This window comes from Crinalium epipsammum PCC 9333 (genome assembly GCF_000317495.1).
GTDB classification, from domain to species: Bacteria; Cyanobacteriota; Cyanobacteriia; order Cyanobacteriales; family PCC-9333; genus Crinalium; species Crinalium epipsammum.
Window position 1 is genome coordinate 1,692,971 of the sequence record NC_019753.1, and the last position, 23,248, is coordinate 1,716,218.

At 39.9% G+C, this 23,248-nt stretch carries 18 protein-coding genes; 6 read left to right on the forward strand and 12 right to left on the reverse strand.

Going from position 1 to position 23,248, the window contains the following annotated elements; all coding sequences use genetic code 11:
* Window positions 1–230: 230 nt before the first annotated feature.
* Together CRI9333_RS07245 and CRI9333_RS07250 are read left to right on the forward strand one after the other, a co-directional pair.
* The gene (locus CRI9333_RS07245) at window positions 231–2,099 is read left to right on the forward strand and encodes a hypothetical protein (RefSeq protein WP_015202513.1); all 1,869 of its coding nucleotides are present in this window, start codon (window positions 231–233) and stop codon (window positions 2,097–2,099) included.
* A 190-nt stretch (window positions 2,100–2,289) separates the two neighbouring features.
* A complete protein-coding gene (locus CRI9333_RS07250; RefSeq protein WP_015202514.1) occupies window positions 2,290–3,429 on the forward strand; it encodes a DegT/DnrJ/EryC1/StrS family aminotransferase in 1,140 nt (379 codons plus the stop codon).
* A gap of 93 nt (window positions 3,430–3,522) precedes the next feature.
* Here CRI9333_RS07250 and CRI9333_RS07255 read toward each other — a convergent pair whose 3' ends face one another.
* Window positions 3,523–4,272 carry a DUF561 domain-containing protein gene (locus CRI9333_RS07255; RefSeq protein ID WP_015202515.1) on the reverse strand — a complete coding sequence of 250 codons (750 nt, stop codon included), beginning with the start codon at window positions 4,270–4,272 and terminating at the stop codon, window positions 3,523–3,525.
* Window positions 4,273–4,355: 83 nt separating this feature from the next.
* Window positions 4,356–4,706 carry a 4a-hydroxytetrahydrobiopterin dehydratase gene (locus CRI9333_RS07260; protein WP_015202516.1) on the reverse strand — a complete coding sequence of 117 codons (351 nt, stop codon included), beginning with the start codon at window positions 4,704–4,706 and terminating at the stop codon, window positions 4,356–4,358.
* Window positions 4,707–4,936: 230 nt separating this feature from the next.
* Between CRI9333_RS07260 and CRI9333_RS07265 the strand changes: the two genes are divergently transcribed.
* Window positions 4,937–5,398 carry a hypothetical protein gene (locus CRI9333_RS07265; RefSeq protein WP_015202517.1) on the forward strand — a complete coding sequence of 154 codons (462 nt, stop codon included), beginning with the start codon at window positions 4,937–4,939 and terminating at the stop codon, window positions 5,396–5,398.
* Window positions 5,399–5,418: 20 nt separating this feature from the next.
* Here the strand turns inward: CRI9333_RS07265 and CRI9333_RS07270 are convergent, their stop codons facing one another.
* The 3 genes from CRI9333_RS07270 to CRI9333_RS07275 all read right to left on the reverse strand — a co-directional run bounded on the left by CRI9333_RS07270 (window position 5,419) and on the right by CRI9333_RS07275 (window position 8,610).
* On the reverse strand, window positions 5,419–6,753 hold the full coding sequence (locus CRI9333_RS07270; protein ID WP_015202518.1) for a tetratricopeptide repeat protein: 1,335 nt from the start codon (window positions 6,751–6,753) through the stop codon (window positions 5,419–5,421).
* 474 nt (window positions 6,754–7,227) lie between these two features.
* A complete protein-coding gene (locus CRI9333_RS25610) occupies window positions 7,228–7,434 on the reverse strand; it encodes a hypothetical protein (protein WP_015202519.1) in 207 nt (68 codons plus the stop codon).
* Window positions 7,435–7,881: 447 nt separating this feature from the next.
* Window positions 7,882–8,610: a DUF3891 family protein gene (locus CRI9333_RS07275; protein ID WP_015202520.1), complete on the reverse strand. Its 729-nt coding sequence runs from the start codon at window positions 8,608–8,610 to the stop codon at window positions 7,882–7,884.
* Between the two features lie 431 nt (window positions 8,611–9,041).
* On the opposite strand from CRI9333_RS07275, the gene CRI9333_RS07280 reads away from it, so the two are divergent.
* A complete protein-coding gene (locus CRI9333_RS07280) occupies window positions 9,042–11,978 on the forward strand; it encodes a glycerol-3-phosphate acyltransferase (RefSeq protein ID WP_041225979.1) in 2,937 nt (978 codons plus the stop codon).
* A gap of 287 nt (window positions 11,979–12,265) precedes the next feature.
* Here the strand turns inward: CRI9333_RS07280 and CRI9333_RS07285 are convergent, their stop codons facing one another.
* The 7 genes from CRI9333_RS07285 to dndB all read right to left on the reverse strand — a co-directional run bounded on the left by CRI9333_RS07285 (window position 12,266) and on the right by dndB (window position 20,607).
* On the reverse strand, window positions 12,266–13,732 hold the full coding sequence (locus tag CRI9333_RS07285; RefSeq protein WP_015202522.1) for a DNA phosphorothioation-associated putative methyltransferase: 1,467 nt from the start codon (window positions 13,730–13,732) through the stop codon (window positions 12,266–12,268).
* An 82-nt stretch (window positions 13,733–13,814) separates the two neighbouring features.
* Entirely contained in the window at window positions 13,815–14,207 is a 393-nt protein-coding gene (gene dndE / locus CRI9333_RS07290) for a DNA sulfur modification protein DndE (protein ID WP_015202523.1), read from the reverse strand.
* A 79-nt stretch (window positions 14,208–14,286) separates the two neighbouring features.
* On the reverse strand, window positions 14,287–14,676 hold the full coding sequence (locus CRI9333_RS07295; protein ID WP_015202524.1) for a GxxExxY protein: 390 nt from the start codon (window positions 14,674–14,676) through the stop codon (window positions 14,287–14,289).
* A gap of 37 nt (window positions 14,677–14,713) precedes the next feature.
* Window positions 14,714–16,693 carry a DNA sulfur modification protein DndD gene (gene dndD, locus CRI9333_RS07300; RefSeq protein ID WP_015202525.1) on the reverse strand — a complete coding sequence of 660 codons (1,980 nt, stop codon included), beginning with the start codon at window positions 16,691–16,693 and terminating at the stop codon, window positions 14,714–14,716.
* A gap of 126 nt (window positions 16,694–16,819) precedes the next feature.
* Window positions 16,820–18,409, reverse strand: a complete 1,590-nt coding sequence (dndC, locus tag CRI9333_RS07305; protein WP_015202526.1) for a DNA phosphorothioation system sulfurtransferase DndC — start codon at window positions 18,407–18,409, stop codon at window positions 16,820–16,822.
* Between the two features lie 20 nt (window positions 18,410–18,429).
* Entirely contained in the window at window positions 18,430–19,386 is a 957-nt protein-coding gene (locus CRI9333_RS07310; protein ID WP_015202527.1) for an HNH endonuclease, read from the reverse strand.
* Window positions 19,387–19,569: 183 nt separating this feature from the next.
* Window positions 19,570–20,607: a DNA sulfur modification protein DndB gene (gene dndB, locus CRI9333_RS07315; RefSeq protein ID WP_015202528.1), complete on the reverse strand. Its 1,038-nt coding sequence runs from the start codon at window positions 20,605–20,607 to the stop codon at window positions 19,570–19,572.
* Window positions 20,608–20,905: 298 nt separating this feature from the next.
* Between dndB and CRI9333_RS07320 the strand changes: the two genes are divergently transcribed.
* Together CRI9333_RS07320 and CRI9333_RS07325 are read left to right on the forward strand one after the other, a co-directional pair.
* On the forward strand, window positions 20,906–22,495 hold the full coding sequence (locus CRI9333_RS07320; RefSeq protein ID WP_015202529.1) for a DGQHR domain-containing protein: 1,590 nt from the start codon (window positions 20,906–20,908) through the stop codon (window positions 22,493–22,495).
* A 100-nt stretch (window positions 22,496–22,595) separates the two neighbouring features.
* Window positions 22,596–23,246: a hypothetical protein gene (locus CRI9333_RS07325; protein WP_015202530.1), complete on the forward strand. Its 651-nt coding sequence runs from the start codon at window positions 22,596–22,598 to the stop codon at window positions 23,244–23,246.
* Window positions 23,247–23,248: the final 2 nt, after the last annotated feature.

Genomic DNA, 23,248 nt, shown 5'->3' on the forward strand with positions numbered 1-23,248 from the left:
TAAATCTATCTTTACATTTATAATGATTCCGGCTCTAACTGCTATTATGCGTCTACCCCGGAGGATAAAAAACAATCAACAGTTATAAAACTAACTTATAGGAAGTTTTTGCGCTCGTCTAACTCGATATTAAGTAGTATCTTGGATACCTTTTCTATCGCCTATCTTGCCTGAAAATTAAACACAGAATATATAACACTAAAAACTACAAGACAAAAGGGTATATCACTATGACATCAATGGAACTTAATGATTTACAGGCTTTAGGGCAAATTTTACAACAGCGACTTCAGTTAGAGTTCCAGCAAATGGTTCCGTTTAAAGTGCGGTGTGCCTTTAAGGAGGGAACGCTGGTAATTCTGGCACAACACCCGATAGATGTTGTACCAGACCCACAACAAACATTTAGGGTTTTGCAACAGACATTGCAAGCGGAGTTAACGGAATATACACTGCCAGTAAGACTTTATTTGAGGGTTGGAGGCAGTCAGCAGCCTTACAATTGGCATTCGTTCATGCTAGAACCAGCAGTTGTTTCAATGCCTACAGGCATGGCTATGGGAGAAGCAGGAAATGAAGATACTAATTTTGAAAACCCATTTGCTTTGGGTGAAGCTCCAGATCTACATAATAGCTGGAAAGAGATGTTAGCGGCATCGTCTGAATCTATGGCAGACGATAGTAGTGATGAGGAATGGGTGTTTGGGCAGAGGTTAAATGCTGGTGCTAGAGCAAACTCTGAGGAACAGCAAATTTATGAGCGTGGGGAAACCGATAATTTATCTGATGAAACACCATCGGTGCAGGTGAAAAGTTGGCGACCATCGTTACCTCTGATAGTGGGAGGAGTGAGCGTCAGTATGGCGGTGTTTTTGGGTAGCTTTTATGCGTTGACTCGTCCATGTGTAGTTGGTGCTTGTGCAGAAATTACTGCCGCTCAAAGATTAAATCAAGACTCAGCTACAACTTTGGATCAGGCTAAAAATAAGCAAGAAGTTTTGCTGGCAAAACAGCAGTTAATAGAAGCTCAAAATATTCTGGCAGTTATTCCTTGGTGGTCTAGTGAACATGAAAAGGCACAGAAATTAATTGCAGTTTATCAAGCAGATAGCGATCGCTTAGATCAAGTAATTCAAGGTTTAGAGAAGGCTAATTTAGCAGCTATGAAAAGCCAAGCTCCACCTCACGAGTTGTCAGAGTGGTTGGAAATGCAGCAGCTTTGGAATGAAGCGATCGCAGTTTTTAAACAAGTTCCTGAAGATAGCAATGTCTATCAGTTGGCTCAACGAAAACTGCCAGATTATCAGCTAAATTTAGCGATGGTTAATCAGCGAGTAGCTACTGAACAAAAGGGAAATACCCTGTTAGCAACAGCTAAAGAAACTGTTGAGGTGGCGAAAGCACGCCAGGGTGTGGCTCAGTCCTTGGATGATTTGCAATCAGTACGCTCAACTTGGCAAACAGCGTTCTCTAGTCTCAATCAGATTCCACAAGGAACCACAGCATATCAACCAGCACAGCAATTATTGAAATCATCTCAACCACAGTTAATTGCAGTGCGCGATCGCTCTTTTGAAGAACAGGTTGCTGCTAATACTTATCAGCAAAGTTTAGTATTAGCTCAAAAAGCCCAAAATTCTCAAGGAATTAATCAATGGTCACAAGCTGTTTCTAATTGGCGCAATGCGATCGCTTCTTTAAAACGTATTCCTAGCGGGACATTTCATCATGGCAAAGCACAACCATTAATCAATTCCTATACAGTTGCTCTGCAACAAGCACAAGATAGATTCCAATTAGCGATGAGGATGCAGCAAACCAGTCAAGATTTAAATCGCACTTGCTCTGGAACACCTCAAATTTGCAACTACACAATTACAAGTAATGGCATTAAAGTACGGGTGACACCTGCTTATGCTAATACTTTAAAGCAAACAGCTATCTTTGCTAAAGCTAAAGGTGATTATAATGCTCAGATTAAAGTAGTTAATCATGTATTAACTGTGGGAGAAGCACTGGAAGCGATTAGTGATAATGCCCGTTTGCCACTTGAAGTTTATGGTCCTAATGGTGCTGCTATTCAGGTACATACACCTTAAATCAATTAGCAATTATCAGGCGCGGGGAATGCGCGATTTGCAAAAATGCGCCTGATTATTGATACGAGGGACTGATTGTGAAACAATTTCAGGGCATAGCTATTCTGATTAGATTAGGGAAGACAATAGTTCAATTCCCTTCAATAGGACAATTTGATCAGGCATTAAGTAAAATTTTGGGTACAAACGAGTGAGTAACATTCCCCCCCTTGACCTAGCGCGGCAGTACAAACTAATTGCTGAAGATGTGAGTGTTGCTGTTGAAGATATTTTAGCTTCTGGTCGTTATATTGGCGGTTCTGTAGTTGAAAGCTTTGAGCAGCAGTTTGCAGCTTATGTGGGAGTAAAGGAATGTGTGGGGTGTAATTCTGGAACTGATGCACTCTATCTGGCACTGCGGGCGTTACAAATTGGTACGGGGGATGAAGTAATTACTACACCCTTTACCTTTTTTGCGACATCTGAGGTAATTTCTGCTGTAGGGGCAAAGCCTGTTTTTGTTGATATTGACCCCGAAATGTTTAATTTAGATATTAATCAAATTACATCAGCAATTACAGAGCGTACTAAAGCGATTATCCCTGTGCATTTGTTTGGACAGCCAATGGATATGACCGCAGTAATGGATCTCGCACAGTCTCATAATTTATTTGTAATTGAAGACGTAGCTCAAGCAACTGGCGCTAGATGGGGAGAACAACGGGTAGGTAGTTTTGGACATATCGGTTGCTTTAGTTTCTTCCCTACCAAGAATTTAGGTGGTTTTGGAGATGGAGGCGCTTGTACTACATCAGATAGTGCGATCGCAGCATCTATGCGGATGCTTAAAGAACATGGCAGTCGCCGTCGCTATATCCACGAAGAAATTGGCATTAATAGTCGTTTAGATGCGTTGCAAGCTGCAATTTTGCAAATTAAGTTAACTCATCTAGATACTTGGAATGAGCAACGCCGAAAAGTTGCGGAGAATTATCACCGACTACTTAAACCAATATCAGGAATAGTAACACCTCAAGAAATTCATGGGAGTCGGAGTGTTTGGAATCAATACACAATTCGGATTGTAAGTCAACAAACCGACGCTGACTCTTTAGGTGCTAAACGTGATGCTGTGCGTAATTCTTTAGAGCAAGCCGGAGTTAGTTCGATGATTTACTATCCACTACCTCTGCACTTGCAACCAGTTTATCAAGATTTAGGCTACCAAGTCGGTCAGTTGCCTGCTTCAGAGCAAATTTGCCATGAGGTGTTGTCTTTACCGATGTTCCCAGAACTTACCTTAGAGGAGCAAGAGCAGGTAGTTTATGCTTTAAAAGATTGTTTGGGTTAACAACATTAACATTGTAGAGACGCGAAATTTCGCGTCTCTACATTCATTTTTGGAAAAATTTACTGTCTAGCTGATAGCTGACAGCTTACTTAATTAAGCATGAACTTGTGGACGGCTGACAGTTGCCAAAGCTTCAACTAAACTGCGGACAACTGCAACCATTGCAACTTCGTTATCAAGTTTGTTGATTGCGGAACCAACACCGACACCAGCCGCACCAGCCGCGATCGCCATTGGTACTGTTACACTTGATAAGCCTGAAGCACAGAGTACGGGAACGGAAACTGCACGACTAATAGAGTAAGCCGCAGCTAGAGTAGGTGCAGCTTTTTCAATTAATCCCAAAGTACCAGCATGAACTGGAGTGCTGCTAGTTCCACCTTCAGTTTGGATAATATCAGCGCCAGCTTTGACTAATTCAATTGCCAATTCTACTTGCTGATCCAACTCTAGGATATGGGGAACAGTTACGGATAAGGTAATGTTAGGTAGGAGCGATCTCGTTTCTTGGGTCAATGCCAAAACTTCTTCGGCTTCAAAACGACGACCTTGGGCATAAAAGCTATCAAAGTTACCGATTTCAATTAAATCAGCACCAGCTTCTACAGCACTAACAAACTTTTCTGGTTCTACAGCAGACACACAAATCGGTAGGCTTATTAGTTGGCGAGCCATACGCACTAAGTTTGAATCAGCAGCAATATCTACAAATGTCGCGCCACCTGCTTGAGCGGCTTTAATTATCGCAGCAACGTTTTGGTGGTCAAAGTTATTCAAGCCGCTAATTACTTTTAGTACAGGGCCTTGTGCAAATGCTTGTTGAACAGAAGGATGGATCGTCATAATGGTTATGCACGTAAATAAATTTCTTCAGGTTGATCTTAAGCTGTCAGGAAGGCTCTTGACATAACTCTAATGATTAGAGCTTATTTCTTTGATAACTGAGCCGCAATCTGATTTGTCTTTGCTGCCATAATAAAATCATTCTGGTGCAGCCCAGAAATCGCATGAGTCCACCAAGTAACTGTTACCTTGCCCCACTCTGTTAGTAGGGCGGGATGATGCCCTTGATTTTCGGCTGCTTCACCCACTTTATTTGTAAAATCTAAAGCTGTCTGAAAATCTAGAAATTTATAAATGCGTTCTAGGCGCGACTCTCCATCAACTTTTATAATTTGCCAATCGGGAATCTCAGGCTGGAGTTGAGCAATTTCTTCTGCTGTAAGATGTGGTTCTTTGCCAGTGCAGGGGATACAGTTTTTTGTTGTCAATTCCATATAATGCTTCCTAAATGTGCAATTTCCTAGCTCTACTAGCAATAGATTATTACTAAGTCAAGATATTTATATCCCGATCAATGAATTAGCAGACGAATCTTGAAAGTGGTTATCTCTTAACTCCACCATCTGGCTATTCCAAGCATACTGGCATCAATCCCAGATAAATACATAGTATTTTTGTACTATTTAGCTAGTAAAATTTGAGAGTAGCAAGCTAGCAATCAGCCATGAGAAAACTACAATTAGGTATAAAAGCTTTAGCGCAGCAAAATCGTCGTCAAAAAGCACAGTCACAGCAAATGGGTACACAACCCAAGCTGCTGTCATTAAAACCTGCGGAAAGTTCCCAGGGAAAACTTCAGCAAAAGGTTGGGGACGGCTTAAAGCGTTTGTCTGTCCAAGCAGAACATATCAACAAACTTGCAACTGAGTTAGAGACAGCAATATTAGAATTAAAAGCACTAACATCTCTTGTAAACCGCGATCTTAAAGAAATTCAGTCAGTACGCGGTTATGCCACAAATCTAGATATTTGTGAGTTTAAAGCTTTGGCTGTACCTCATGTTGCCCAAAATAATTCTGGTTCCTTAATTTTGAAATTACGGCAAGTAAATTTATCCCAAGGAGAAGGAGAACAAATGTTGCTCAAAAAACTAATGCAACGTCGCATTAAAAGAAAACGAGGCTAACAGCCTTCACCAATTATTTACTATGTTTTAGCGCACTTGAGCAAAGGAATAAACTGTGCTTGAATCGCTTCGTAAGCTTCAGTAGCAGCAGGTGGGACAGTTCCTACGAGTGCTAATGCGCGATCATACTGCCCAGTTTTAGCATATTCAGAAGCGATCGCTTTTAACGCCTGGGTTTTGCTTTCTACAGAATTGATTGAATCAGCCAATCTTACGGCTTCCTCAAATTTCCCAGCCGCCGCATATTTCTGTGCAATCTTAACCATCGTCTCACCTTGCCAATATTCATCCTTCATACTGTTAGCAAGCTGTAAAGCTTGATCAAATTTCCCAGCAGTTACATAGTCAGCAATAATATCGGGCAACATAGCATCACCATATGGATTAATTGCATCCACCATTTGAGTGAGTTTTGCAGCTTGGTCAAAGTTACCAAGAGCCACATATCGCCTAGCAATTTTAGCTAAAGATACAGCTTTGTATGTATCATCTTTAATTGTTTGAGTTACCTGTGTAAGTTGAGCGAGTTGGCTAACTTTAGCAGATTCAGCAATTGATTCTAAGGCTTGGCTTTTATAATAGTTATCCCCAATTGTTTTAGCTAAATTTAGGGCTTGGTCAAATTGACCCGTAAGAGCATATTGAGTAACTATACCTGCTAATGCCTGGGGTTTATCAGATTGATCTTTAATAGTTTTAGTTAGTTGCAACGCTTGTTTATATTGACCTGCGGAGGCATACTCAATCGCAATTGCGGCTATTGCGCCGTCTCTCATTAACTTAGCATCAAGAGTTCTAGTAAGTCGTAAAGCTTGCATAAATGTTTGTGAAGCTTGCTGAGGTTTACCTGCTTTGGCATACTTCGATGCGATTCTAGCTAGCAGTTGGGATTTATCGTCTCCCCTCTCAATACTGTTTACTAACTGTTTAGCTTTAGTATATTGACCAGCAGCAGCATACATCCCTCCTATCTCTACTAAAATTGTGTCTTTTATGTAATGATAATTGTCCATTTTTTTAGTAGTGGCGATCGCACTCGGAAATTGTTTAGCTTTAGCATAAGCTAAAGCTATTTCAGCCCACTCTGTCGATTGATCAGCTGCCAGCATACTGGCTGAACTAGAAGCTGAAGACGGTAAAAACCCCAGAGGACCAACACGCACATAACACGCTAGAGGAATACCTCTAAGTTTAGGCTCAGTTTGTAGAGATTTTTTGGTTGAATTTTGGACGTTAGGCGTTACTTGCCTCTGCTGCGCTAACAATTGCTCAATTTTAGGAGTAGCTGCACAGCTACCTACCAGCAGTATTAATTCTAAACAAGCGATCTTGAAGCAGGAAAAGGATTTTTTCATAGTTATTAGACTGCTAAATCTAGCACGTATATGTTTATTTTTTTGAGATTTTTACCAGGAATTAAGCAAATTAACTTGCGCTGATCATGCCCGCACTACATTTGTGGTCGTGTTAGATATATACCCGATGTAGTGTGACCATTTTGGTCATATAGGGAGCTTTGCGTAAGTTTTATTTACATGACACCAGATACACCATTTTTGTTCTCACTGGTTTATAGACAAGGGTATATCCTTGTCTTTACGATTGATTGCAAAATAGTACTTCATCTATATAATATAAATGGATAGCATATCTATGATGCTACCCACTGTTATCTACAGCAGCGATGTTTAAAATAAGGCAATTCCTGATACTGCCTTTGATAACTTGAAAGTAAATTTAGTTACAAAGCAATTCGCCTAACTTATTACTACAAATTCAATCACTGCAAGTTATTATTAATAATTGAAATATCAGTTAAGTAGTCACAATTAGCCTACCACATCCACAAAAGCGTCTCGGTTAAATTGCACCACCGATGAGGCGGAGTGCCGATAATGCCCAGATGTGAATACTTTTAACGTAATGTTTTTTTGGTCGGGGTATAATATTTCTCTGACTGTGCAGGTCTGCATCCTGCTATTACAGTAGGCAATAATGCGATGTCCAATCTGAATGTCTAATGCTTGAACTTTCATAAATATTTATCCTTCTGAGCCAAAAATTAGCTCATTTTGTCGGAGTCAGATTGAGAGAATGTGCTGATACATCCTACTGACCGATTTTTCACTTCTTTTACATTATGACACAAATAAATCAATATATCATTAGTAATTTTATGTCAAGTTGATTTATACTGAAAATAAGTATGTGAGTAAAATTAAACCTTAAAGAGCGATCGCTCTTTTCTGGGGAATGGTGATGGGTGACGTAGGAATTTCACTATACGTTTATTTATGCCCACAAACTTAAGATGCAGAGGCTTAATTAATCAACCGAGTATATTAGACATCTCCGCTCATGCGAATGTAGAGGCGTTGCATACAACGTCTCTACAAGAATTATAGGTAATGTAGCTTTTATTTTGTGTGGGTATCTATTTGTTATGCCCATCAACATCAAATCAGGAAATTAAGTTACTGATTTTAAGCCTTGATTAATGTCCATTCTAACTCTTTAATTGGAGCATTTTGCAAAGCTTCTGTGAGTTCTTCGTTACTCTCGAATTTGACTTGAGATAGATAACAAGCTTCGACCCTAACATTAAACTTATCTTCTGCAAAAGGCCAAGGTGTAACGACTACGTGACCATCGGCATTTTGCATGACATCATAGCGTTTACCGTCTGGTCCTTGACTAATTTCTAGCTGTCGTTCTCCAGCAGGTAATTCTTGACTACAGAGAATTAGGGAAAAGCGATCACACCACTGAAAAAAGGCATAAGCTTTCTCGGCTTCTTCCTTACTTAAACCCAATTCCTTACGCCATTTTTTCTGATTTTCTAATTGCTCATCTAAAAATTCATCTAATTCCTTTGATTCCCCACGTTTGCCTTCATTTAAAAAGCTCATGTGCATAGAAATTAACATCGCTACCCATCGCCCTCGATAGCGTGAATTTGTTGTCAGTCCTCTTAACTTTGGAACAGAAGTTTCACCACCAATTGTAAAGTCCATTGGTGCGCCAGCTTTTGTTAAGTGATCGCCTTCCCATTCTTTTTCTAAATCATCATGGTGGGAAATTGCTGCTACGGTTTCTATGATTCTTTCTGGACGGTCTTGTTGATGCCAATTTCCGGCAATTTGAGCAGCTAGTAAAGCATGAGCGCGGTGGTAAATTACTTCCCAACCTTGATCGTGTTGGTTAACAATCACAAAAAATCTTCCTCCTTAACTGTTTTCTCTAAAAATTTGGCGCTCATATACTTTAATGGCAAATAATCAACCCAAACATCTGAGTTAGGAGGTATATTTAATTTATTCGTTTTGAAGATAATTTATTTAGTAATCATCTACTAAAAGGAATACAAAATCAAGAAATTATTACACCATTAGTGCGATCGCAATTCGCTATAACAAAAAAACTAGCTTTTTACCTTTGCGTACCTTTGCGTCTTCCTACCCTGTGGGAAGCCTAGCGCTAACGCGCAGCTATGCGCTACGCGCAGGCTACGCCAACGCTAACGGCTAATGCGACCTCTGCGTTAAAAAAAAATCCTATCCTCACAACCAACAACTCTTAAAAATTTAAGCAAACCTGCAACCTGGCAGTTTAGGATTAAAAAATCACTGATTTGACTCGTCCCATGACGCTAATGCAGGTTTGGGGATGTCTGGTAATTTGGATAGTCTGCCCACTCTTGGGCGGTTTACCCTTGATACGCTGGGTTACTTATGCGCTTACAGGTCGCAATTTAGCTAAAGTTGGTACTGGTAATGTCTCAGTTTCGGCGGCTTTTTATCACGGGGGAAAGCTTGCTGGTATTCTGTCGGTACTTTCTGAGGCATTCAAAGGAATTGCTGCTGTATTAATTGCGCGTTATTTCTTCCCATCTGACTCAAGTTGGGAGTTAATTGCCTTAATTGCCTTAGTTATGGGGCGCTACTGGATGGGTAAGGGCGCAGGGACAACTAATGTTACTTGGGGTATGGTTGTCCATGACTGGAAAGCGTCGTTACTTATATTTATTATTGGCGGGATAAGTTTTACTATTCTGCGAGATAAAACTTCTGGGCGCTATGGTGCTTTAATTTTAATTCCCTTAATCTTGGCGTTATTGCACCCCCATGAAGGTGCTAGAATTGCTTTTGCAGTCATCCTTTCTGGTTTAATCGGGTGGATATATAAAAAAATCCCCGATGATTTAGATCTCCGTCCTCAAGAAGCAAAGTCAGAGTCACAAACTGTGTTTCGTTTTTTCCGAGGCGATCGCGCTATAGTTTCTTTAGATCGACAGCTTGACCCGAATAAAGTTGGGCAAAAAGCTGCTACGTTATCTCAGTTGAAACGCTGGGGTTATCCTGTACCGACTGGATGGGTTCTTCCTGCTGGAGATGATCCACAACCTTTAATTGATTACTTGCAACCATCTATCGAAAAACCTTTGGTTGTACGTTCTTCTGCTGTGGGAGAAGATTCTGAATATGCTTCTGCTGCGGGACAATATAAAACTATTTTAAATGTTACTACTACAGAAGCATTGCAAGTTGCGATCGTTCGCTGCATTACTTCTTATGATGAACCTGCTGCTGTGCAATATCGTCGTGACAGGGGTATTCCAGATGCTTCAATGTCATTACTAATTCAACAACAAGTTCCTGGGGTATTTTCTGGAGTTGCTTTTAGTCGTGACCCAATTTTACAACATGGTGATGCGGTCGTAATTGAAGCATTACCAGGAGAAGCTAACCGCATTGTTTCAGGACAAGTTACACCAGAACATTATCGCGTAATTGTTATACCAGCAGATTTAGAAACTAATAGTAATTCTCTTGATCCTTCTTGGGTAATACCAGATAATTTAGAACTACCAGTTGAAGGTAATGGAGATGTACCACCTCGATTAATTCAACAAGTTGCTTATATTGCACGTCAATTAGAAGCACGTTATCTCGGTACACCGCAAGATATTGAATGGAGTTATGACGGTCAAACTTTATGGTTGTTGCAATCGCGCCCAATTACAACCTTACAACCAATTTGGACTCGTAAAATTGCCGCCGAAGTAATTCCTGGGTTAATTCGTCCGCTTACTTGGTCAATTAATCGTCCGCTTACTTGTGGGGTTTGGGGAGAAATTTTTACTTTAGTTTTAAATAACCGTGCGGATAAATTAGATTTTAATCAAACTGCGACTTTACACCACTCCCGCGCTTATTTTAATGCTTCTCTCTTAGGGCAGATATTTTTAAGAATGGGTTTGCCACCGGAAAGTTTAGAGTTTCTGACGAGAGGTGCAAAGTTTAGTAAACCGCCTTTAAGTGCTACCTTAAAAAGTACACCAGGATTAATTCGTTTATTGCGTCGGGAACTGAAGTTAGAGGCAGATTTTAAGCGAGATTATGAACGTTATTTTGCCCCAACTTTAAGTAAGTTAAGCAATCAACCCGCATCAGAGTTATCTCCAGTTGCACTATTAGAAAGAATCGAGATGATTTTGGAGGTGCTGAAGCGGGGAACTTACTATAGTATTATGGCTCCTTTGAGTGCAGCGTTACGGCAAGCGGTGTGGAAGGTTAAAGATGAGGAGTTGGATAATAGCCAAACGCCAGAAGTTGCATCAATGCGATCGCTACAAGAATTAGCTAATGATGCGCGTCATTTATTACCAACTCGTGAACGTACTTCCGAAGGTTCATTTTTATTCGCCACACTTGCAGAAATACCTGATGGTGAGAGTATATTAGAACGCTTCGATCAATGGTTAAATCAGTATGGATATTTAAGTGAGGTAGGTACTGATATTGCTGTGCCTACTTGGAAGGAAGATCCGCGACCTGTGCGAGAATTATTTGCACAGTTTCTTGCTACGGGTAAGATAGCAGAAAATGAACCGCAGAAAGGTAGGAAAAACCAAGACTGGAAAGTTCAGTTAGTACAAAAGCGGTTTAGTCTCAAGGGAAAAGTTACTGAGATTTATAGCCATTTATTAGCACAGTTGCGTTGGTGTTTTGTGCAGTTAGAGAGATTATGGATAGAGTCAGGTTTGTTGTCTGAAGAGGGAGATATCTTTTTCTTAAAGTTAGCTGAAATAAGTATTTTGATTGCGGGTGCTGATTTAGAATTAGCAGATGGGATATCTGAGTTGGTAAGGCGCAGGCGATCGCAATTAGAACAGGATAATCAAATAACTAATATACCTGCTTTAATTTATGGTAATACGCCATCTGTTGCTGCTTTTAATACTAGCAATCAGCAAGCTAGGAATAAATTGCAAGGTATTGGGGCTAGTCCTGGGCAGGTAGAAGGTAAAATTAAGGTGCTGCAAAATTTTCAAGTACTTGCAGACATTGATCGAGAAACAATTATAGTTGTACCTTACACTGATTCTGGTTGGGCTCCAATATTAGCTCGTGCGGGTGGGTTAATTGCAGAGGTGGGGGGAAGGCTTTCTCATGGTGCGATCGTCGCGCGGGAGTATGGTATTCCTGCGGTGATGGATGTTCACAATGCTACTCAGTTTTTACAAGATGGTCAGCGAGTTAGAATTGATGGAGCGACAGGAATTGTTGAAGTTTTATAGGTTTGGTTATTGGTTGGTAATTAAGGAAGATGGGATTTCTTGTATAAGCCAGATTTTAGATAATTTACCACAGATGTTGGCGAAGCCTGCGCGGAGCGCATACACAGATGAACACAGATAGTATAATTGATTGGCACTCCCTTCCCATTAAAAGATTACCGATTATATTCTTCTTCTTCCTTGGCGTTCTTTGCGTCTTGGCGGTTTATAAAATAGGTATTCTTTAGGTGGAAGGGAGTAGCAAGAAGTTTATGGTTTAGTTTGGAATGGTGCGATCGCCCTATTTCCTATTCCCTTTTTTTATAAACATGATGATCTATAATTTCCACTTGATATTCAGTTAATCTATTTTGCCAACCGTCACGAGTACCGATGTCGCTGGTATTTTCTAATAGTCCGGCTGCTTCTTCCTCGCTGGTAAGTTGAGCAAATTCTTCGTAAAGAGGATAATTAGGAGTAACAAAGGTTTCTTTACGATGCAATATTGGCGGATTTTGGGATTTACTGTAATCTCGATATCTCACATTTAAATCCTGCAAGTCTATTTGCATACTCGTCTGTAATGCTGGATGTGGATCTGTGTCAAAGTCGGGATAAAATAAATAGGAAATTTTTGGCTTATTTGTATGGAATTTAATTAGAGTTGCACCGTCCATCCGTCCAATAGTCCGACTGGCGCAACCTTCATAAGTGCGTAACAGTGGATCAAGTTCTGCTAAGGCGGAAACATGGACATATAAGGCGGTGGGTAAGTGTTTGCCTATCTTACTTTTTTGGCAAGCAGTTTTAATAACTTCTGGTTTACCCAAACTAAACAGCATTTTATCCGCGACTTCGCAGGCTTCATCATAGTTGCCGAAAAAGGCTTTAATATCGTATTGAAGTTCGGGTGCGAGTTGTTTGAATGTGGGGCGTTTAGTAAATTGAGTGAGGGCGAGATAAACTTGGATATCGAGAGAACGACGATATGCGATCGCATCCCATTCTTCTTCGTTAGTCGCTTGCAAAACTACTTTAAATGCGCTCTTGATACTACCAAATTCCTCAACTAATTCGGGTTCTGCGGGTAGTTCATTTTTGACGGGTAAGCGTCCGCGATCGCTCACAAATTCCATGAGTGGTTGCAGTTGTTCTTCACACTCTTCAAACCGCTTAACAGGTCTACGCACTCTGGGGGTATAAAGGCGGGAACGAAAACGAGAGGCGCGGAAACTTTCTTTAGCTTGGTCATCTCGGAAAACAAAATATACACCCAGGGCGACTGGTACTGCATCAACGCCGAGAGCATCATCTATATATTGTTTAAGTTCTTCCTGGTCGTAATATTTCTGGAAGGTATTGCGACAGGTAATAATACCATCGTTGTAAGGTATTTGTTTGATGTTGCGATCGTGTACTAAAACTTGGGTAGCAACTATTAATACTTGCTGTGTTAATTCCCAAGCTTTGCACAAACTCTCACGCCGTTCTTCTGAATCTTCAATAACGTTGAGTACAAAGCCTAGATTAACTATATCTGATGGAATTAAAGGAGAGTCAGGGCGATAGTAAGGATCCCAACCTGCGCTAGTATAACCTCTCTGTGTGATGCGATCGATATCTCCACCGTGACCGCAACCGTAGTCAAAAAAGGTTTTATCTGTTGTTAATATTTCTGCTTCTATTGCCATCCGCACAGGGCGTGAAATATCAGTACGAACAATTGCTGCTCGATGACGTTCGATTTCTGGCGGTTCTGGCAGTGAAGCAACCATAATTAGGTGGCGTTTTAACCAATAGTAATAATTTAAGGTTAAAAGTGCCTAACTCTAAATAAAATAATCTTTTTTTAATTGTTCAACGTTGAGGATGGATAGCTACGTCGATTAAGTCTTCAATTTTCTTAATAGTTTGATCTCCTGCGAGGTAGCCAATACCGCGATGCAGGTGGAGGCGAAATTGAGTGGCGAGGGTTTCTTTGTCTGTGCCTAAGCCGTCGTTGTGACAGCGTTGTTTGAGGGCGATGATTAAGATGTCGGCTAATTCTCCGCCAAAGACGCGCCAGGTCATTTCGACGTTGCTATCGGTAATGATGGGGACTGGGGAGGGGATGGTGGGTTCGGCGAGTGAGCGGCAAAATGCCCAACGGCAAAGGATGTTCCATTGGTCGATTTTGGTGAAGCGTTTTAGTTTTGTTAGTTGGTCTTTGGCTGTTTGGGAGAGTTTGATGGTGTTGATGGGGGGTTCCATGATTTTTTTTAGAACGCAGATGAAAGCAGATGGACGCAGATTAACGCAGATATGTTGATGATGTTGGTTTGTTAGGAGTTTAGTATTTGTTGGCGATGCGTTTGATTTCTACTTTGGGATTGCCGAAGTTAATGAGTAAGCCGATGTTCAATTTAGTCGCTTTTAAGTAATTTAGGCATTGAGCTTCTTCCCTTTGGGTCATAGTTTTGATAGCTTTGAGTTCTACTATGACACAACCTTCAACTAGCAAATCTGCTTCATAATTTCCTACTATAATTCCGTCATAATAAACCTTAATTGGGTACTGCTGGACAACTTTTAAACCAGCTTTACGTAACTCATGTGCTAAAGCATTCTCATAAACTTTCTCTAAAAAACCACACCCTAACGCATTCGATACCTTAAAAGCACAACCAATAATCATCTCCGTAATCTGATTCAATTCCCATCTGCGTTCATCTGCGTCCATCTGCTTTCATCTGCGTTCTAATCAATTAATCATCAAATCACCAAAAGTAACCTAATTCTACCACAGTCTGCCTTCCCACTGAATCATATTTCAACAAATACTCCCGCGCGATCGCACTATTTTCTCTTAACTGTTCCACCTCCACTTTTCCTATTTCCGTATCTGTAGATAATAGAATTACTTGATGACTAGCAGTAGGAAAATATCGCTCTACTAAATTCTGCCGATGCGATGAATCTAACCGCCCTAATGGTGTATCTATTGCTACTGGTAAATGTCGCCCAGATACCCGCGCTAAACCCCATAAAAAGGCAATGGCTAACAGTTGCTTTTCTCCCGCCGATAAGCGGTGTTTGGGTACTGGTTGACCTTGTGGGTCGTAAATAGAAAGTGCAAATGTTTTCGTATCAATAGCAACGCGATGTACTAAATCTGATTTGTGCAATAAATAGCGGAAGCATTCTGTTACTTCCATTTCTAATTTATTCAGTTTTTTGAGAGTTAATTTTTCTTTAAATAGCTTGAGTGTGTCTTTAACTTTCGCTATAGAATTAATTATATGTTGGTTATTTGCAGATTTTAGGCTTTCATCTGCATAGCTTTCTAACTCTTTTTTAATTTGTGCGATCGCTCTTTTTAATTCTTCACACCGACGGTTAACTGTTTCGTGTGCAGCTTTCACTTTTGCAGCTTCGTTTTGAGTTGTAATTACCGCATCTTTTAACTGTTGATAAGCTTCGGGAGATGCAGCAGAATTTATTTGTCTTTCTAAAGCCTCTATCTCAATTTCCAGTTTTTCTAGTTCTGCTTGTTTTTCACTAGCTCTAAATTGAGCCGTGTTAATTGCATATAAGATGTTATTTAATTGATTAATTTCTGATTTATCTGCTAATAACCAGGGTTGAGTATCTACCGCTATTTGCTCAAGCTGTTGATTTTCTAAAGCAATAAAGTTTTTTATCTTGTCAAATTCTGTATCATTTACAGATAAATTTGTGATATAATTCAATAACTTATTATCTCGTTCTCTTAAAATATCCTGGGCTATTTTTGCTTGTTGTTGGCGACTTTCCTTTTCAGCTTGAAATTGAGCTTGGGTAAGAATAGGTGAAATTAAAGCTAAAGGTAAAGCACCAGCAGCTAATTCTCGCATCACTTCGCGGACATTTTCTCTTTGTTCGATAAAATAATTTTGTTGTTTTTCTAAACGGTTGCGATCGCTTGCAATTTTACCGCCTTCATATAAAAATTTATCTTGTGCTTCTCGCTGTTTTTTATCAGCCCGCTCTAGTTTATTATTTAACGATCCTAATTCTTGGTTAGCAGCTTCTAATTCTTCATTTTGTTGCTTAAGTTTTTGTTCAATTTCTTCTAAGGTTGTTAACTCCTTAGTTGTTGCTAATTCTTTCCGCTTGCGACTAGCGAGAATATCTAAGTCTGCCGATAAGCGTTCCGATAATTCCAAGCCTAATAATGATTGAATTGCTTCAACAACAACGGGGGGAGGAGTTTCCATTTCGGCGAGTTCTTTTACTTGTTCGCCATCAAACAGAAATAAGCTAGATATTCCCAAAGGCAGTAAATTTTCAATATACTGATCCCAAGTATTTGTTAAAGCTTCATCTTTCCATTCGTCATTCTCTAAAATACCTAAGACATCCTTGCCATCTTTAGGGTCGGGTGTCCAATATCTAACTATTCTTAATATTTTGGGTTTGCCATCTTCAATAATTTCAAAAGCTAATTCTATTCGGGCTTTTTCTGTGGGCGGTGTGTTGCGGTTGACGCATTGGGTGAGGAAGTCGGGGTAGCTTAAATTACCCCGTGTGGAACATTGGGCGCGTTGTCCATAAAGTGCAAGGCGAATTGCATCCATTAAGGTTGTTTTACCGCCGCCATTCATTCCGCCAAAGAGAATTATTGGGCGTGTTTCGTTGTTTGTTTCGGGACGCAGGTTGATTTCTTGGCGACCCTGGTAGGGACCAAAATTTTGTAGGACGAGTTGGAGAAAAATCATGGCAACGGATGGGTTGTGGGTGGGAGGGAAGATTTGGTGGTAGATTGAGAAACGGATGGGTTGTGGGTGGGGGGAAGAATTTTAACTGATTGATTATTTCTCCCTTTTTTCCGTTCTATCTGTTGTCTATTCGGGTTCTATTTCATCAATATTTGGCTCACCAAATTTAATGCTTCCCCAAGTTAGTTGCTTCACTTTATCAACATCACCTTCAGCAACAGCACCTTTTAAATCACGTTTATCATGGGCGTTTTGAATTGCTTCTTCTCTATTTCTAGAACTGGTTTCAAAACATTTTACTAAGTTATCGTAGATACCGCGCCGAGTTTTGAGATGCTGGCGTTCTGTATCTAATAATCTTGCCATTAGTTCTAAGTGCATTACATCGTCATCACAAATTTCTGTTAGCACTTCCCACTCGTCAGTACCTATTAGTTTTCTATCTGCACCTAAGCGGGGGTCTTGAAATTTTTCGCCTGTAGCTTGTTGGTAAATACGAGGTAAGCTATCATCAAATTCGTGTTTTTCTTCTAGCCAAATGCGTCTAATTTCACTTAATTCTTCAATAGTAATTAGGGTAATATCTCGCATCTCTACGGGTGCAGTCTGACGAGCTTCGGTTTGTGCTTCTAATACTTTCCTCAGCCAATGTTCCCGCCATTCTTTTAAATAAGGACCATGAATTGGTGCAACTAAACTTTCGCCATCAACATCACGTACAAAAAGTTCGACTTTTCCATATATCCGGCGGAAGTCTCTTCTATCTCTATCATTCTCAATATCTAATTCATTACGAATATCTAATAGAGGCTGCATCCATTCTTTCTCTTCATCATTTTGAATCATTGCCTCCATAGATTTATCTTGGCTAACCATTGTGCAAACCCAGCATCCAAATCGGGAACTGCCACAGCTAGGGGTAGAGGTATCAACAACTAAGGGGCATTCATTATCTGCTGTTGCACCTCGATACATCGTAAACAAGTCTTTATTGCTATGTCCCCAAGGATTTTGCCATTGATTCAGATAAATCCATACTTCTTGAGTTTGCCAGTCTTGGATAGGACTATAAATAAAAGAGTTAGGAAGGCTAGGACTTTGGTAAAGTATCGACTTTAAAGAGCTTACATTATTAGTGCGATCGCTAACTAAACCTCCTTCATGTTTTTTCATTGAGGTAGAGCGTCTAATACTTTCTGCTTTGCGAGTACCTAAGACAAGAATTACTTCACCATTCGCTCTTACTACATCACGAATAAAACGGTTAGAAGGTTGAATTTTTAAACGTTCTGTACACCAGCGAAATCTGTTACGCGGTGAGGGATAGCCTTTCCCAATTAAATTTACCCAAAAAGTATCTTTAATTTCTGGATAAAGCAAATGTGGCTCTATTGGTAGTCCTTGAGTTTCGGCAGCTAATTTCAAATGCGCTAATGATTTACGCACCCAAGCAGAAACTATCGGATTTTCTACTAATGTATCTGTTGTGATTACATATATTTTTTTTGTACGCTTTTCTACAGGTAATGCAGCAATTGCATACCAAACAAGTTGCAATACTGCCCCGCTATCTTTTCCACCCGAATAACCTATAATCCAGGGTATTTCATCTAAACAATATAAAGCTTGAATTTCTTTGTTAAGTTCTTCGATATCTTCTACCAACTCCGCAACTGTACGCGGTGGGAATAACGACATCTGCTGTGTTTCTATCATAACTTTACACCCACTTTCTATTAAGGTCTAAACACATTGAGCCGATGCCACTCTAACGCATCAAGCCTGGGATAGTGTTGCTCTGAATTTGGCAGTAGGATAGTTTCACCTCGAAACTCCTGCATTGGTTTAGCATTCGGTGAAATTTCTTCTAAATCACCAGCAACTATAATCTTGTATTTGTCATCTATGCCAAACCAACCTCTATCAAAAGCCCAGTGATGATTTTTACACAGCGAGATTCCGTTATTAATTCGGCTATCATAAAATGGTGAAAATGGTTTTATGTGTGCGCCATCCACAATACTTTGACTCAGTGTTTTCATTACTTTTAGATGGCAAAAGGCACATTTATAATCATAAATATGTACAACTGCTTTGCGGAAGAAAGCGTTTCTTACAACTGATTTTTTTAAGACTATCTTGGGTTGCTTGTCAAGGTTCTCTTCAAAGTCTTTTTGGGTAACTTCTTGAAAATTTTGATTGACCTGTAAAATTTCTTCTATTTTCTTTTTATTAAAAGAAAACCACACAGAAATCAATACATCAATTAATTCATTCCTACTAACCGGATCTCGCAAGTAATTAAATAGTTCATCATCCAAATTAGCATATTCAACAGCTTCTTTCAATTTATTATGTGTTTTAGGCTTTGAACCAACAAAACCAACTTTATATTCTACTCTCCAAAATCCTTCACTTTCTAAATGTATAAAAGGATAATATAACCCTCCTTTATAGGAACTAGATCCTAGTACACTCCAATAATTATTAAAGGTTTGAATTAAATTGTCTGAAACTAAAATTTGATTTTCAGTAATTAACCCTTGCGTAATTAAGTCAATTACAACTAATAGCAAGATAGGTTTATAGTGAGCTTCGCCACGTTGACGGCTACTACTTACATTAAGCTCAGAAAAACGTTTACAATAATAACTTAAATTTTTAGTTCCTAACTGGTTATCTTGAGCCATCATCTGTGTTCATCCGTGTATGCGCTACGCGCAGGCTTCGCCAACATCTGTGGATATCTGTGGTTAAAATAAAACCTCTGCTAAAAACGAGCAAACCCCAATCATCATCTGCGTCCATCTGCGTCCATCTGCTTTCATCTGCGATAAAAAAAACGTCTTCGGGAAAACCAACAACCTATATCCTCCTCAACCATCAACAAACCTCTTAATATACCCATACATCCAACTCACACTACTGCGAGACTTAGAAATCCCACCACCAGACAAAATATGCCCCTGCCAATCAGGATTAGACCTCGACCAATCAATTTGTCGCAAACCTGCTAACCGTAACTGCCAATCATCAGGATAACGCGATCGCAAACTTCCCCCAACTTCCCCCAAACCTGTCAACGCCACACTATGACAATGCAGATAATCTTGCCGAATTTCACTAGCACTCACTTGTTTTTGCAACACTAACTCCCAGTCTGGAATATAGCTGCTAACTGCATTCCAATAACTGACAGCTAACTCAACTTGCTGCTGTAATTCAATATCCTGGCTATTAACTAACAGGGCAGAAGTAGCATTATAAATACTGCTGAGAGTGAATAGCTTACCAGACCGAGTTGATAGCGTACTACGTTCAGTATCCGTAAGGTTTCTAAAAACAGGGACTTTTTTAATAACTGCCCTGACCAAATTTGCTGTTTTATCCCGATGATCGTAAAGGATATTCAGCGACGTATCAGGATCAACTGAATAGCGGTTAAGATCAGTAAAAATTTGTTGTGAATGCTCAAGACCGATATCTAAAAATAAGATAAGTGCGATCGTTTCAAACCCTAAATCTGGATTTTCCTTCAACGCCAACTCAAACGCGGCGCGTCGATGATTGCCATCATTAATAGTAAACTTAGCATCCATCGGCACACGCAAACGCCCAATTTTCCGCCCCTCCGCCTCAGTGCCAATCGGTTCAAACTTAATATCCGCATCAATAGATGCTGTAATAGCTGAAAAAGTATAATTTTTGGGATTATTTAAAATATATGCAGTAATTTCTGGAATGCGGTTGCGGTTAACTAAGCGATGCGTCCTCAATTCTGCTGGAACTTCCCTATCATCCAACGGCAACAATTTCGGCAACAGTCGTACCGGACACATAGAAACATAATATTCTCGTCCCGCCTGGATACCCCGAATCACAGGTAAAACATACTCAAAAGACGTACTCAGCATAAATTCTTTGCCCGAATAATATTCCTCATCAACTCCCAAACAATGAAACAGACCTATAGCATAAGTCGATAAATTTAGTATTTCATCTGCGTTTATCTGCGTACCCTGCGGGAAGCGCTAAGGCGCTATATCTGCGGTTAAATACATCTTTGTTGACAAATCTAAACTTATATGATAAGCAAATTAAACTAGACCCATACATCCAGTATACACAATAAGTTTTTAAAAACTAACATACTTTCAAAAAAAATAATTGATATTTTGATAAAATCACCATAACTATCAGCAACAACCACCCATGAACAACCCCGCATCAGACATAGCCAGCCAAATCCTAGAACGAGAAAACCAAGAAAAACAGGCGTTAGCCCTACTATTAGATAGATATTTAGCCAGAAACGACCAAATATTAGTTCAAAAAATCGAAATGGGCGGAAGCGAGGCATATATTGGTTCCGCAACCTTAGAATGGTTTGCCCGTCGCGTGCGCTATGCCTCCCAACTTCCCTTATTACGGCAAAAATTTAATCCCGACACAAAAAATGTCGAAATTGATGCCGAAAGTATCGAAGAAATTCAACAACGTCCCTTAGACTGGTCGCGCCAAGCATCCTTAGCGCAATATTTAGCAGCCAGAAAAAATCATAAATTCCCACCCGTACTCGTTGTAATTAACCACCCTTGGGTAGACAACCCCAAAGCTAACCAGTGGGATACTAAGCAACGCGCCTTACAACCTGCTGCTGAATTTACCCCATTAGATAAAGATGGCAATGTCGGTTTATTAGATATTTCCGCAGATGTCACAATTTTTGCCTTAGACGGACAACACCGACTTATGGGCGTACAAGGATTAATGGAATTAATTCAAACAGGTAAACTCCCCCGCTACAAAAAAGATAAAAAACCTTCAGGTGCAGTAATTACCATTGATGACCTCAGACAAGAGTATCAAATAGAAGCTAGTTATCTGCAAAACTTAGCTAAAGAAAAGATAGGAATTGAATTTATTTCTGCCGTTGTTACTGGAGAAAATTACGAAGAAGCGCGGCGACGAGTGCGGTCTATTTTCGTCCACGTTAACTTAATGGCAGTACCTTTAAGTAAAGGTCAATTAGCGCAATTAGATGAAGATGATGGCTTTTCGATTGTTGCCCGAAAAGTTGCCGTTACCCATCCCTTACTAAAAGATATATCAGGTAGAAATCCGCGTGTTAATTGGGATAGTGCCACTGTAGCAGCTAAATCTACAGTTTTAACTACACTGCAAGCCTTAAAAGAAATGTCGGAACGCTACTTGCAGCATAAATTCCCCCACTGGAAATTAGAGAAAAAAGGTTTAATTCCCATGCGTCCCGAAGATGAGGAATTAGAAGTTGGAATTAAGGAATTTAAATTACTTTTTGATAATTTAACCAATTTATTTAGTTTCCAAAGATTAGAACGTGGGGAAGAAACACCAGAATTACGCCGTTTTAGTTTTGAGAAAGGCGGCGGTGATGGCAATATTCTTTTCCGCCCAGTTGGACAAGTGGCGTTAGCGCAGGCGTTAGGAATTTTAGTATTTAAAAAGAAGTTATCTGTAAAAGATATTTTTGATAAATTACAGAAATACGATGCCGACGGTGGATTTAGTGGGATGGAGTTTCCCGAATCTATTTGGTATGGCGTTTTATACGACGCGAATAAAAAGCGGGTGTTAGTGTCAGGAAAAGATTTAGCAACGAGATTAATTGTTTATTTATTAGGTGGAGTTGATGATGATATGGAAAAGGCAGAAATTAGAAGGGCAGTAGCAGATGCGAGGACAATTGAAAATCAGGCGATGGGATTTAATGGGAAATTTGTAGAACCGAGGAAAGTAGGATTGCCATCTGTACTGGTTTGACACCTTCATCTGCTGGGCATAGTTTCACAACAAGTGTTATAAATATTGCTACTCAAAATTTTTTAAGTAATACTTAAGAAAGTTGAGTAATATTACAGATATGAATAACGTGGTATCAGCTTCTTTAGTTGAAAAATCGCCAGACTCGCACCTTAACCAATTGTCAGCTAGGGCAGCTTGTCGCCGATTGATCGCTTCTGGATTATCTATCAGAACAGCTAGTGCAATCTCCCGCCAACTTATGGTGGCTAGTTTGTCCGTCGGTGCGGTGGCAACGTTTTCACCATCTGCTGTGGCTGATACTACCAACACTATTAGGTTATCTGGCACTGTTCAGCAGGTTTTAGACGTATCTGCAAAAGAACTAACTATTGAAGTTCCCTTAGATTATTCAGCTATTAGTAATCTCAACGTTGGTAGCGTTACTGTTAGATCGAATGCGTCCAATGGTTACAAGTTGACCGTAACATCGGCTAATAACGGCGTGCTAAAAAAGACTGATAGTTCTAATAGTTCCTCTACCCCTTATACCTTAAGCTACGATGGTGCAGCAGCCGTTAGTCTCAGTGGGACTGCTGAAACTCCCTTAGTTGTAGAAAACAAAACATCTACTAATACGGATTTGAAAGCCTGTGCCACTAGCGCTGGCTGTAGTAGGTCTTTGACTATTAATGTTAAGGAATCAGATGCCAATAACAGACCAGCAGGTCTTTATAGAGATACTTTAATGTTTAATATAATTGCTAACTAAAA